The 12,615-nt window shown below is 68.3% G+C and carries 11 protein-coding genes; 3 read left to right on the forward strand and 8 right to left on the reverse strand.

Translation table 11 applies throughout. The annotated features are described in order from the left end of the window. The first annotated feature begins 42 nt into the window (after window positions 1-42). Complete coding sequence (locus CSQ99_RS04905) at window positions 43-2,130, forward strand: AAA family ATPase (RefSeq protein WP_099037940.1); 2,088 nt, start codon at window positions 43-45, stop codon at window positions 2,128-2,130. A 4-nt stretch (window positions 2,131-2,134) separates the two neighbouring features. Here the strand turns inward: CSQ99_RS04905 and CSQ99_RS04910 are convergent, their stop codons facing one another. From CSQ99_RS04910 to dapE, 4 genes are all read right to left on the reverse strand, one after another. Continuing rightward, window positions 2,135-2,842, reverse strand: a complete 708-nt coding sequence (locus CSQ99_RS04910) for a hypothetical protein (RefSeq protein ID WP_099037941.1) — start codon at window positions 2,840-2,842, stop codon at window positions 2,135-2,137. Between the two features lie 30 nt (window positions 2,843-2,872). Then, entirely contained in the window at window positions 2,873-3,994 is a 1,122-nt protein-coding gene (locus CSQ99_RS04915; protein WP_099037942.1) for a hypothetical protein, read from the reverse strand. A 76-nt stretch (window positions 3,995-4,070) separates the two neighbouring features. Then, window positions 4,071-5,717 (reverse strand): ABC-F family ATP-binding cassette domain-containing protein, encoded by a 1,647-nt coding sequence (locus CSQ99_RS04920; RefSeq protein ID WP_099037943.1) that lies wholly within the window; start codon window positions 5,715-5,717, stop codon window positions 4,071-4,073. An 82-nt stretch (window positions 5,718-5,799) separates the two neighbouring features. Then, window positions 5,800-6,867, reverse strand: coding sequence for a succinyl-diaminopimelate desuccinylase (gene dapE / locus CSQ99_RS04925; RefSeq protein ID WP_099037944.1), 1,068 nt, complete (start codon window positions 6,865-6,867; stop codon window positions 5,800-5,802). Between the two features lie 15 nt (window positions 6,868-6,882). Here dapE and dapD point away from each other — a divergent pair, with 15 nt between their 5' ends. Then, complete coding sequence (dapD, locus tag CSQ99_RS04930; protein WP_176560888.1) at window positions 6,883-7,836, forward strand: 2,3,4,5-tetrahydropyridine-2,6-dicarboxylate N-succinyltransferase; 954 nt, start codon at window positions 6,883-6,885, stop codon at window positions 7,834-7,836. On the opposite strand, the gene CSQ99_RS04935 is transcribed toward dapD, so the two are convergent. Continuing rightward, window positions 7,833-9,023, reverse strand: coding sequence for an ROK family transcriptional regulator (locus CSQ99_RS04935; protein WP_099037946.1), 1,191 nt, complete (start codon window positions 9,021-9,023; stop codon window positions 7,833-7,835). The two genes, dapD and CSQ99_RS04935, sit on opposite strands and share 4 nt — an antisense overlap. 53 nt (window positions 9,024-9,076) lie before the next feature. Here CSQ99_RS04935 and CSQ99_RS04940 point away from each other — a divergent pair, with 53 nt between their 5' ends. Continuing rightward, complete coding sequence (locus CSQ99_RS04940; RefSeq protein WP_099037947.1) at window positions 9,077-10,255, forward strand: MFS transporter; 1,179 nt, start codon at window positions 9,077-9,079, stop codon at window positions 10,253-10,255. Window positions 10,256-10,259: 4 nt separating this feature from the next. Here the strand turns inward: CSQ99_RS04940 and CSQ99_RS04945 are convergent, their stop codons facing one another. The 3 genes from CSQ99_RS04945 to CSQ99_RS04955 are packed head-to-tail and all read right to left on the reverse strand — an operon-like array spanning window position 10,260 to window position 12,594. Further along, window positions 10,260-10,817: a M15 family metallopeptidase gene (locus CSQ99_RS04945; protein WP_099037948.1), complete on the reverse strand. Its 558-nt coding sequence runs from the start codon at window positions 10,815-10,817 to the stop codon at window positions 10,260-10,262. Window positions 10,818-10,840: 23 nt separating this feature from the next. Next, complete coding sequence (locus CSQ99_RS04950; protein WP_099037949.1) at window positions 10,841-11,197, reverse strand: VOC family protein; 357 nt, start codon at window positions 11,195-11,197, stop codon at window positions 10,841-10,843. Then, window positions 11,188-12,594, reverse strand: a complete 1,407-nt coding sequence (locus CSQ99_RS04955; RefSeq protein WP_099037950.1) for an acyl-CoA synthetase — start codon at window positions 12,592-12,594, stop codon at window positions 11,188-11,190. The genes CSQ99_RS04950 and CSQ99_RS04955 overlap by 10 nt, the downstream gene beginning before the upstream one ends. Window positions 12,595-12,615: the final 21 nt, after the last annotated feature.

Genomic DNA, 12,615 nt, shown 5'->3' on the forward strand with positions numbered 1-12,615 from the left:
ATTCTTCAAGGATTCGACACGCTTTAGCTTTAGACTCCGGCCGTGCCAGTTGAGTGGGTGACCGCGCCGCTTGAACCGGCACTGGAAACTCTCGAAGCCGGGTGGGGCGCTCGGGCCGGGACGGTGATCGTCGGCCCCGCGGGAGTCGGCAAGACCACGCTGGCCCGTGCCGCCGTCGCACGTTTGGGCGCCCAGTTCGACCGCGTGGACTGGGTCATTGCGACGGCGCCAACCGCCACAATCCCGTTCGCCGCGTTCAGCCACCTCATCGAGGTACCGGATACCGGCAAGACCGCGGAGGTGCTGCGCAACGCGCGCGAGTCACTCGGCGATGGACGACTGTTGGTGGTGGACGACGCGCACCTCTTGGACAAGTTGTCGGCGGCGCTGGTCTATCAGTTGGCCGTCAGTGGCGCGGCGACGCTCATCGTGGCGGTCGCACCCAACGGGCCTGTGGCCGAAGAGATCTCGGCACTGTGGGAGGACGACCTGCTCGAGCGACTCGAGCTGCACCCCGCCGGTCATGACGAAAGCCGAGTGGCCACTCTGGTCGAACAATTCGTCGCGGCACTGCCCGCCACTGCTCACCGGGTCCTGGAATACCTGGCCGTCGACGATCCGCTCCCACTCGCTCAGCTCTCCGATCTGGTGAGCCGCGAAGCCGTCGCCGAGGCGGAGGTCGCCGGCGCGATCGTCGTCGATGACGAGCAGGTGCGACCGGCCCATCCGCTGTTCGTCGACGCCGTGCGCGACGCGATGGGCGGCCCGGAACTGCGCCGACTGCGCACAGAGCTCGTCGAGCGACTCGGCGCCGCGCCCTCTCGCGACGTGGTGGACCTGCTACGGCTGGCCGTGCTCGCACTGGACGCCGATCGCCCACAGCCGACCGCGGAGATCGTCACCGCCGCCGGGGAAGCCCTGCGCCTCGGCGACCTGGTCCTGTCCGAGCGGCTGAGCCGGGCAGCACTGCAACGCGCAGCCGGCCTGCCCGCGCGGCTCACACTGGCCTATTCCCTCGCGTGGCAGGGCCGTGGCCGCGACGCCGATTCTGTTCTGGCCCAGGTTGATCCGTCCACTCTTTCGGAAGCCGAGTTGATGGCGTGGGCCCTTCCGCTGGCGGCCAACCAATTCTGGATGTTGTCTGAGCCAGAACGCGCCACGGCGTTTCTGCAGGCGACGCGAAACAAGGTGTCCTCCCCTGCTGCCCAGATCACCCTCGACGCATTGTCGGCGACGTTCGCGATGAATGCCGGCGGTCCCGGTCGTGCACTTCAGATCGCCGGCGAGGTCCTTTCGTCATCGTCGGCCGACGACACCGCGATCGGGTGGGCGGCCGCTGCCGCGGCGTTGAGTTCGGCCCGGATGGGACGCTTCGCCGAGGTCGACACCTTCGCCGAACGAGCGATGGCTGCGGGGCATCCGGGACTGTTGCGGTTCACCAGCGGATTCGGCCAGACGACAGCGCTGTTGATGGCAGGCGAACTGGACAAGGCACAGGAACTCGGCCAACAGCTCACCGACTTCGCGCAGCTGCAGCAGCCTGGGCGCGCCATCGGCGAGGTGTTGGTGGCCGATGTGCTGATCGCGAAGGGCGAACTCGAGGCGGCGGTCCGGCTGTTGCGCAGGGCGGCTGCCGCATTGGCACCGACCGGCTACTCGTGGGGCCCGTTGGCGTGGATGCTGTTGGCGCAGGCGCTCGGCCAACAGGGGGCGACGGTCGAAGCGGGAAAGGCGTTGTCCCGTGCAGAGTCTCGGCACGGACTGAAGTCGATGCTGTTCGCGCCGGAGCTTGCGTTGGCGCGCGCGTGGACGATGTCCGCGCGGGGTGACACGCATGGCGCCATCACCGCGGCGCGCGACGCAGCACGCACCGCCGAGCGTGGCGGGCAGGCGGCGGTCGCACTGCGGGCGCTGTTTGATTCGGTGCGGCTCGGCGATATTCGGGCGGCCGACGGTATCGCGCGCGCCAGCTCCGAATGTGATTGCGTAATTGGGCAACTGGCGCTCGACCATGCCCGCGCACTGGTCAGTCGCGACATTGCGGGCCTGCGCGAGGCGTCACAGCGGCTGACTGCAATCGGGATGCACCGTGCCGCCAAGGATGCGGCCGCGCAGGCCGCCGACCACTAGACGGCTACAGCCTGCGACCCAGGTCCTCATCGGCCGCGTGGCGCGGCTGCTCCGGTGGCGCCACAGGGGCCGCACCGGAGGCGCCGTCCCGCGGTCCGGAAGCCAGGTTGCTGTCGTCGGCCCGCTGCAGCGGTTCGCGTTCCTCACGCTGCGCTGCGGGCTGTTCGAACGGGCGATCTTCGGCCTCAGCGCGCTCCTCGAGCCGCTCGACCCGCTGTTCAAGGGGGTCACGCCCAGGCTGCTGCTGTCCCGGCGGCAGTGCGCCAGGAGCGGCACCGGCGTGCGCGCCGCCCGCCGGAGCCTGACCACCGGCCCCACCCTCGCCGCCCTGGGCCGCCTTCATCGCCTGCTCTATCAGCGAACCGAACATGCCGGACCCGCCCTGGGCGGCCTGCGCGGGCGCGCCCGCCATCTGGCCCGCTTGTTCACCCAGCTTGCCGAGCATGCCGACAACTTGGCCGACGGACTGCGATCCGGATTCATCGGAGCTCGTGTATGCCGCCTGCGCAGCGCCCAGTTTGCCGGAGTACGTGTGCTCCTTCGCCTGAAGCGCGGCGACGTTGGCGGTCAACTGGGCAGCCAGCGTGGGAAGCACGGCGGAGATCGTCGCGCTCATCGCGTCCGGGCCCGGGGGAAGCATTGGTATCTCGGGCAATTCGATCGAAGCCGCGTTCCAGCTGATGCCCTCGGGCTTTTTCAGCGGGCTACCCATCGCAGTCCATCCTTTTCATCGCTGAAGCTCTCACCAGTCATCGTCCGCGTCATCGTCGTCGAGGTCATGGTCGAGCGGCGCCGGCACGGCCAGCCCCGGCGATGTGCCGCCACTCTCGCCGCGCGCACCGCCCATCATCGGGCCCATCCCACCCATACCGCCGCCCGCGGCCATCGGCGCCACCCCGCCGACTGCGGAGCTACCAGCCAGCGCGCCGTCGGCCGGAGCGGTGGACACCGGCTTGGCGCCGCCCACCAGATTCGCCATCAACGGCGTCTGGGAGGGCACACCTCCGGAGCCGGGCAGCGACGCTGCCCGCACCATGCCGGAGCCACCGCCGGCACCGCCTCCGCCCGCCAGCGGGTGGTTGGAGAACGACGAGAACGGCATTCCGGCTGCGCCCATCGAATCCGCCTTGCCGCCCTGCCCGAACATCGAGGTCAGCTGCTGTAGCGGTTGGGACAGCTGCTGCAGCGGCTGCATCATCTGCTGGGGGATCTGCATCAGCATCTGCGGAAGCTGTCCGGCCATCGACCCCAGCTGGCTGAGCATCTGCATCGCCTGGTCAGAGCCCTGACCGGCTTGTTTGGCGGCTTCCTCGGTCGTGTCCTCGGCCTCTTTGGCGCCGGGCACCGATGGGGCGCCGGGCAGCGGCAGGCTGGGGGGCACGCCGAGGGTGTTCGCGAGCTCGGTCGTGTTGGTGGTCACGTTGGCCATGTTTTGCGAAAGGCCCATCATGACCCGGCTCCTGGCCAGCTCCGCAGCGTTCGGGAAGGGCATCGCGGCGATCGCTTCGCATTCCGCTTGCGTCTCCTGCGCGATGGTGTTTGCCAGGAGTTTCGTTTTCACGACTGTGGCCTCCATGGCGCGCAGTTTGGCCGCGATCGCGGTGGCGTGCATCGCGTTGGCCTCGTGGCCGCCGATGATCGTGGTCGCCTCGCCTGCGGCGGCCATCGACCCCGTGCCCTCCCACACGTCGGTGAGCTTCATCAGCTGTCCCTGCTGCGCAGGGACCACTGTGCCGCTGATCTTGGCCGCCAGCGCCTCGTAGGTGGCGGCCGCCGCGGCCAGCGCCTCCTCGTCGACGTTCGGCCAGCCCGGGCCGGTCACCGTCTGACCCCCGTACGGGCTGGTATCGGGCTCGATCGCCATAGGGACCAAATTTACCGTGTCCCCGGTAGCTGCCGGTCCGCGAATTCGGTCGGTCAAGATCGACGATCAGCGGAGACTACATCGGATCCAGCCGGCCGGCCGATAGCCGCAGGGTGCGCTGCACGCCGATCTGCGCCAGAAATCGCTCGTCGTGACTGACGACCACGAATGCGCCCTCATACGCGTTCAGTGCAGCCTCCAGCTGACCGACACTGACCAGGTCGAGGTTGTTGGTCGGCTCGTCGAGCAGCAGAAGCTGCGGCGCCGGTTCGGCGTAGAGCACGCAGGCCAGCGTCGCGCGTAGCCGCTCACCCCCCGACAGTGCGGCCACCGGCAGGTGGATGCGGTTGCCACGAAACAGGAACCGGGCCAGCAGATGCATGCGCCTGGTTTCCGAAAGGCTCGGCGCGGACGCAGCCAGGCTTTCCGCGACGGTGCTCTCGGGGCGCAGCAGGTCGAGTCGCTGCGACAGGTAGGCCACTCGGCCGTCGGCACGCTGGACGCTGCCACCGTCGGGTGCCAACTCGCCGCCGATGATGCGCATCAGGGTCGACTTGCCTGCCCCGTTCGGACCGGTGAGTGCGATGCGTTCAGGACCCCGCAGTGACAGATCGACATCGGTGAACAGCGTCCGGCCCCCACGGCGGGCCGCCAGTCCGTCGGCCTGCACGACCGTTCGCCCGGCAGGCACATTTGTGTCCGGCAACTCCAGAACGAGCACGTCCTCGTCTCGAAGCGTGCGCTCGGCCTCGTCGAGACGGGCCCTCGCGTCGGCAACGCGCGCGGCATTGACCCCGTCGATCCGGCCCGCGGATTCCTGCGCACTGCGCTTCCTCGCGCCGGCGATGATCTTCGGAAGCCCGGCATCCTTGAGGTTGCGCGCAGCCGAGGACGACCGCTTGGCCGCGCGTTCGCGTGACTGTTGCATTTCACGCTTCTCGCGTTTGAGGTGTTGTTCGGCGTTGCGGATGTTGCTCTCGGCTACCCGCTGGGCCTCGTTGACCGCTTCTTCGTACATCGTGAAATTGCCGCCATAAAAGAGCATTTCGCCATGTTCGATGTCGCCGCCGGGGCGGCTCCGGCGATGCAACTCCGCTATGCGGTCCATCCGGTCGAGCAGCACCCGGTCGTGACTGACCAGCAACAGGCATCCGGTGAAGTCATCAAGGGCGTCGTACAGCTTGTGCCGCGCGTCGACGTCGAGGTTGTTGGTCGGCTCGTCGAGCAGTAGCACGTCGGGCTGTTCGAGCAGCTGCGCGGCCAGCCCGAGGGAGACGACCTCGCCGCCTGACAGTGAACCGAGGCGACGGTCGAGGTCGAGGTGGCCCAGGCCCAGCCGGTCCAGCTGAGCGCGGCTGCGCTCCTCGATGTCCCAGTCGTCACCGATCGCGGCGAACACGTCGTCACCGGCATCGCCGTCGGCCAGCGCGTTCAGCGCGGCGATGGCGGGCGCGACGCCCAACACCTCGGCGACGGTTCTGTCCGCGACGAAGGGCAACGTCTGCGGCAGATAGGCCACGGTGCCGTCGACACTGATCGATCCGCCGGTGGGTGTGCGATCGCCGACGATCAACTGGAGCAGCGTGCTCTTACCGGCTCCGTTGGGTGCGACCAGTCCCGTGCGGCCGCCGCCCACGGTGAAGGACAGATCGGTGAAGAGAGGTGTGCCGTCACCGAATGCGAACGACAAGTTGGAACAGGTGATAGATGCAGAAGTAGACATGCGAGAGATCTCTCGTAACGAAAACGACTTTCGGACACCGGAGTCGTTGTCTCACCGCATGCTTCCAGCGTACTGATCGGTGTCAACCGGTTAAGTATCTCCGCAACATGCTGGTTGCGGCGGTGATCGCCGCGGTGTCGACATGCTCGTCGACGCGGTGGGCGAGGTTCGGGTCGCCGGGGCCGTAGTTGACCGCCGGGATGCCCAGCGCCGCGAACCGGGCGACGTCGGTCCAGCCGTACTTCGCCCGTACCTGTCCCCCGGCGGCGTCCACCAGCGCAGCGGCAGCGGGTGCCGTCAGGCCCGGAAGCGCACCGTTGGCCGCGTCGGTCAACTCGATCGCGACGTCGAGCCCGTCGAGCACCTCGCGTACGTGCGCGGCGGCCTCGTCGACGCTGCGGTCGGGCGCGAATCGGAAGTTCACCGTCACCGCGGCGGCGTCGGGAATCACGTTGCCCGCGATCCCGCCGTCGATGCGCACAGCCGACAACCCCTCGCGATAGGTGCAGCCGTCGATGTCGACATTGCGGGCCTGATATGACGACAGTCGATCCAACACCGCACCGATTTTGTGGATTGCGTTGTCGCCCAACCAGGATCGCGCCGAGTGCGCCCGAGTTCCCGTCGCACTCACCACGACCCGCAGCGTGCCCTGGCAGCCGGCCTCGATGTAACCACCTGAGGGCTCGCCGAGAATGGCGACGTCGGCGGCCAGCCACTCGGGCAGCTCACGTTCGATACGGCCGAGACCGTTGGCGGCGGCCTCGATCTCCTCGCAGTCGTACATCACCAGCGTGATGTCGTGCTGCGGTTCGGCCACCGTGGCAACCAGGTGCAGGAAGACCGCATCCCCCGACTTCATGTCCGACGTACCGCAGCCGTGCAGTACCCCGTCGGCCAGGCGGCTGGGCACATTGTCGGCGGCAGGAACGGTGTCGATGTGACCGGCGAGCAGCACACGTGACGGCCGGCCCAGGTTCGTGCGCGCAAGCACCGCGTCGGCATTGCGCACGATCTCGAAACCGGTGGTCTGATCACGCAGGGCGGCTTCGATCTCGTCGGCGATGCGGCGCTCACTGCGAGATTCGCTGGGGATGTCCACCAGCGCCGCGGTCAGGGCGATCGGGTCGCCGTGCAAGTCCAGGGCCACCCGCCTGACGTTAGTCTGATCGGCGTGACTTCTGCTGCAGGTATAGGCCTTGCGACGCTCGCGGCCGACGGAACGGTCCTCGACACCTGGTTCCCCGCGCCGGAACTGGGCGCCGAAGGAGACTCGGGCACCGCCCGGTTATCCGTCGCCGAGATTCCCGAGGAACTGGGCGTGTTGACCGGACCCGACGAGGACCGCGGCGTCGAGGTCGTCGCCGTCCGTACCACCATCTCGTCGCTGGACGACAAGGCCACCGATGCCTATGACGCATATCTGCGGCTGCACCTGCTCTCGCACCGGCTGATCGCACCGCACGGCCTGAATGCCGACGGCTTCTTCGGCCTGCTGACCAATGTGGTGTGGACCAACCACGGACCATGCTCGGTCGACGGCTTCGAGATCGTGCGGGCCCGCCTGCGCCGGCGCAGTCCGGTGACGGTGTACGGCGTCGACAAGTTCCCGCGCATGGTGGACTACGTGCTGCCGCCGGGGGTGCGCGTCGCCGACGCCGACCGCGTTCGCCTTGGGGCGCACCTGGCCGCGGGTACGACCGTGATGCACGAGGGCTTCGTCAACTACAACGCAGGAACGCTGGGCAACTCGATGGTGGAAGGCCGCATCTCGGCGGGCGTGGTCGTCGGCGACGGCTCCGACGTGGGCGGCGGAGCGTCGATCATGGGGACGCTGTCCGGTGGCGGCACCGAGGTGATCTCGGTGGGCCAGCGCTGCCTGCTCGGGGCCAACGCCGGACTGGGCATCTCACTGGGCGACGACTGTGTGATCGAGGCCGGTCTCTATGTCACCGCCGGCACCAAAGTGGCCACCTCTGACGGCCAAACGGTGAAGGCTCGCGACCTCTCGGGTGTCAACAATCTTCTGTTCCGGCGCAATTCGGTGACCGGCGCTGTCGAGGTTGTGAAGCGCGACGGCAGCGGTATCACGCTGAACGAGGCCCTGCACGCCAATTAGAAGTCCTGCAGGGCAACCCAATCGGCGACGCCTGCGGCACTGACGACGTGATCGAGCGCGAGTTCGACAGCACCGTGCAGCGGACCCTCCTCACCGTGGACGCCGTCATGCACCGGCGGCGGCGCCGCCTTGCGGAACGACATCAGCCCGTCGCGGTACGCGTCGACGAAGGCCTCCGGGGCCGCTGCCCGTAACGGCACAGCCGCACCGCCCAGCGTGACGACGTCGGGATCGTGCAGATTCACCAGGCCGCCGATGCCGCGCCCCAGCGAATCGGAGACGGCGTTCAATGCCCGTCGGGTACGCGCATCCCGGTCGGGCCGGTCGATGACGGCGTGCACGTAGCCCACCGCGTCATCGGGTGGCGGGTCACCGAGATGACGGGCCAGCGCGCGTCCGTCGACGGTCAGGTCCCAGCAGCCCCGAGCCCCGCAGGGACAGATGAGATGCGGATCGGCGAAGGGGATGTGGCCGTATTCTCCCGCCGCTCCATGCGCCCCTGTCACCGGCTCGCCGTTGACCACCAGCGTGCCGCCGATCCCCTGCGCGACGATCAGGTGAAGCGCGGTGGTCGCTCCGCGTGCAGCGCCGGTCCTCGCCTCGGCCAGTCCGGCCAGGGTGGCGTCGTTGCCCACCAGCAGGGCGACGTCGGCACGGTTTCCGACCTTCGCCGTCAGCACAGACAGGTCGACATCGCTCCACCCCCTGGAGGGGAACTGACCCAGCCGGGCACCGCTGACGGGGCCCGCGACGGCGATCGAAATCGCTCTGAGCCTCTTGGTGTTTCGCCGGTAGACCGCGCCGATCGCCTTGGCCACTTGTGCCAGGGCGGAGTCCGGATCATCCGCATACCCGGATTGGTTGACCACGTTCGGCCGCCCGTCGATGCCCGCAAGGGCCAGTCGCCAGTCGCTGGCCCGCAGATCGACCGCGAGCACCAGTGGCCCTTCGGCGTGGGGCCCGAGCGCCGTCGTCGGACGACCGCGCCCCTGAGCCGGCGCCGGTTGTTCGTCGAGCAGCCGGGACGCGCGCAGCCGGGTGGTCAGCTCGGTGGCGTTTCCGCTGCCGATGCCAAGGCGCTGGGCGGCGGCGGTCCTCGTGATCCCCGGCTCGGACCGCACCACAGCAAGGAGCGCAGCGGCACCCAGCCAACGCGAGTGCGCTGACTGCCTCGGATCGTGAGCCATCAGCGGAAGTATCTCATTTTATTTACTCGCTCAACGAGTATATTCTCTACCGTGTGACCCTGACCGCCGATCGCGCCGCCGCGCACGGGCTTCGCACGCGCCTGCCCGGACTGCTCTCGCTCGCGACGGCCTCGGGCCTGGCCGTGACCACCGAGATGCTGCCGGTGGGACTCCTCCCCGATATCGGTGCGACGTTCTCGAGGCCTGAATCCGTCACCGGTCTGCTGGTCACCCTCTACGCGGTGATGGTGGCGGCACTTGCGGTGCCGTTGACCGTCGCCACGACGCGGTTTCCCCGTCGCCCACTCCTGCTGGCGACCCTGCTCGGTTACGTCGTCAGCAATGCCCTCGTGGCCGCGGCGCCGACGTTCGCCGTCGTGGCCACGGGCCGTGCGGTCGGCGGCCTGACGCATGCGCTGTTCTTCTCCCTGGTGATCGGATACGTCCCCCGCCTGGTCTCGCCCGCCGACGTCGGCCGCGCACTAGCCATCGTGTCCGGTGGCGCGTCGGCGGGATTCGTTCTCGGAATGCCGCTTTCGACATCGGTCGGGACCGCTGCGGGGTGGCGAGTCTCGTTCGCGGTCCTGGCGGCGCTGTCGTGTCTGACGGTCGTCGCGGTGTACAAGTTGCTGCCCCGGGTGGAGCACACACCGCACGCGACTCATCGCGACGGAAGCGGCCGTGGTGCGCTTGCGGCCGTTTCGGCCTCCAATCTGCTGACGTTCCTCGGACATTTCACGGCGTATACGTTCATCAGCGTGTTGCTGCTGTCCAGTGGAGTCCGCCCGGCGTTCGTCGGCCCGATTCTGTTGGCGTGCGGCGCCTGTGGGCTCGTTGGCCTGTGGTGGGTCGGGCGCAACCTCGACCGCAGTCCCCGTCGTACCGTGGCGGTCGCACTCGGCGGTGTCATCGTCGCGGTCACGGCGCTGGGCATCTCATGGCCGACGCTCGTCGCGGTGCTTGCGGCGACGGCGTTGTGGAGTGGGGCATTCGGCGGTATTCCGTCCATCTACCAGGCCACCGCGGTGCGCACTCATGCGCTGCCCCCCGAACAGGCCGGAGCCTGGGTCAACGCCACGGCGAATGTCGGCATCGCCGGTGGCGCCGCCATCGGCGCGGTCCTGCTTCAAACCGTGGGTCTCACAGCGCTGCCCTTGGTGGCCGCGGCCCTGGTGGGGTTGGGGCTTGCGGTGGCACTGACAGCGCGAAAAGCGTTCCCCCAGAGCGTATGACGACTCAGCCTGCGGCGTTCGGTTTCAGCGGCGGGCAGCGGCCTTGGTCGTCGACGGCCAGCTCGAAATGCCATATCTCGTTGGCGTAGATCTGACACAGCCCGAACTGCTGGCCGTTGGCGATCAGCCATTTGTCGGCCTCCACCGGGGCGATGTCGACCGCCTTACCTTCGACATGCTTTGACGTGTCGGCCGACGCGACGAACTGGCGCGCGATGTCCGGACTGCCGTAGGCGCGCACCGCATCGTCGTACAGTCGCTCCTGGAATCCTCTCGATCGCCATCCCGAGTTGATCTGGATGTCGATATTCTCGGCCGCGGCTTTACGCGCCGCGTCCTGAATCGCGGCCAATAGCGTGGGATCCAGCGCACCGACGATCGGGTTCGCCACGTCGAACGGGCTCAATGTGACGCCATCAGGCAGCCAGCCGCCGAACGTGTCGGTGGCGGCGGTGCCGATGTCGAGAGGTTGTTCCGCCTCGCTCGGCGCCGGGGGCGGTGAAGGTTGCGCGTGCGCTGTAGCGCACGCGCCGAAGAGAAGGGCGACCGCCGCCACGACCATGCCGACGATCGGGGTGGGCGAAGTCAATCGTCTGTGGCAGCGAGGATGCAGAACTCGTTGCCCTCCGGATCGGCCAGCACGACCCAACTCTCGTCGCCGTGCTGCCCGACGTCGACATGGCGCGCACCCAGAGCCAGGACGCGGTCCACCTCGGCCTGCTGGTCATCGGGACGGAAATCGAGGTGGATACGGTTCTTGACCACTTTCTCGTCGGGAACTGCGATGAATATCCAGTTCACACCCGCACCTGCTGGCGCGTGCAACACGACGTCGCCGTCATCGTCCACATCGTGCGGCCAGTCCAGCACCTGCGACCACCAGCGGCCCAAGGCGGTGGCATCGTGGGCGTCGATACAGATCTCGTCGAACTTCAGTGCCACTGTGCCAGCTCCTTCTTCAGCACTTTGCCCATCGCATTGCGCGGCAGGCTATCCACGATCCGCACCTCCCGCGGTCGTTTGTGTACCGAAAGCTCCTGTGCCACATAATCGATCAGCACCTGCGGATCAGCATCGCCCACGACGAACGCGACGATGCGCTGGCCGAGGTCGTCGTCCGGAACACCTACCACCGCAGCTTCGGTGACACCGGCGTGCCCGAGCAGCGCGGCCTCGATCTCACCGGCACCGACCCGGAAGCCACCGGTCTTGATCAGATCGACCGACTCGCGGCCGACGACGCGATGCATGCCGTCGGCGTCGATCACCGCGACGTCGCCGGTGTGGTACCAGCCGTCGGCGTCCAACACGTCGGCGGTGGCGTCGGGGCGATTGAGGTACTCGTCGAACAGTGTCGCGCCCCGGACATGAAGCCGCCCAATGGTTTCACCGTCGTGTGCGACATTGGCACCCGACTCGTCGAGCAGTCTTGTTTCGATTCCCTTCACCGGCAGTCCCACCCATCCGGGGCGGCGTTCCCCGTCGGCGCGGGTACTGATGGTGATCAGCGACTCCGTTGATCCGTAGCGTTCGATGGGCGAATGCCCGGTCAATTCGGCCAGCCGCTCGAACACAGGCACCGGCAGCGGGGCGCTTCCGGACACCAGCAGACGAGCAGAGGTCAGCGCCGACGCCGCTGCGGCATTCTCGGCCACCCGTGACCATACGGTCGGAACGGCGAAGTACAACGATCCGCCGGCCGCGGCATAGGCGTCGGGCTTCGGCCTTCCCGTGTGTACGAACCGATTTCCGATGCGAAGCGACCCGAGCAGGCCCAGCACCAGTCCGTGCACGTGATAGAGCGGCAGGCCGTGCACGAGGGTGTCCTCGGGCGTCCACTGCCAGGCCTCGGCCAGCGCGTCGATGTCGGCGGCGACGGCGCGCCGGCTCAGCACCACCCCCTTGGGAGGGCCGGTGGTGCCCGAGGTGTAGATGATCAGCGCCGTCGCTTCGGGATGCGGCTCGGCGTAGCGGTGCCACGACCGTGCGTGCAATCGCACGGGGACGTGCGGGAGTCCGCCCGTGTCCGCCGGCTTCTCCCCCAGCCACGCCTGCGCTCCGGAGTCGCTGAGGATGTGTGTGCGTTCAGCCGCGCCGACGTCGGCCGGCACCGGGACGACGGGCACGCCTGCGATCAGGCAGCCCGTCACCGCCAGCACGGTGGTAGCAGTCGGGGTCGCGAGCACCGCGACGCGTTGCGCGCCAGCCACCCGCTCGGCGACGGAGGTCGCCGCACCGACGAGATCGCTACGACTGAGCACCGCGCCGTCGATGCGCACCGCGTCGCCGATGTCGGCGCCAGCCGCCACCGCCGCGGGGTTCAAGGAGGACAGCAGCACGAACGTGAGGATACTGGCCTG

It is taken from the genome of Mycobacterium neglectum (genome assembly GCF_002591975.1).
GTDB classification, from domain to species: Bacteria; Actinomycetota; Actinomycetes; order Mycobacteriales; family Mycobacteriaceae; genus Mycobacterium; species Mycobacterium neglectum.

What these genes read in the sequence shown, in the direction of transcription:
- CSQ99_RS04935 (WP_099037946.1), bottom strand. Translation starts at nt 9,023, where the DNA reads ATGGCTCACGATCCGAGGCAGTCAGCGCACTCGCGTTGGCTGGGTGCC.
- CSQ99_RS04910 (WP_099037941.1), bottom strand. Translation starts at nt 2,842, where the DNA reads ATGGGTAGCCCGCTGAAAAAGCCCGAGGGCATCAGCTGGAACGCGGCT.
- CSQ99_RS04915 (WP_099037942.1), bottom strand. Translation starts at nt 3,994, where the DNA reads ATGGCGATCGAGCCCGATACCAGCCCGTACGGGGGTCAGACGGTGACC.
- CSQ99_RS04920 (WP_099037943.1), bottom strand. Translation starts at nt 5,717, where the DNA reads ATGTCTACTTCTGCATCTATCACCTGTTCCAACTTGTCGTTCGCATTC.
- CSQ99_RS04945 (WP_099037948.1), bottom strand. Translation starts at nt 10,817, where the DNA reads ATGGTCGTGGCGGCGGTCGCCCTTCTCTTCGGCGCGTGCGCTACAGCG.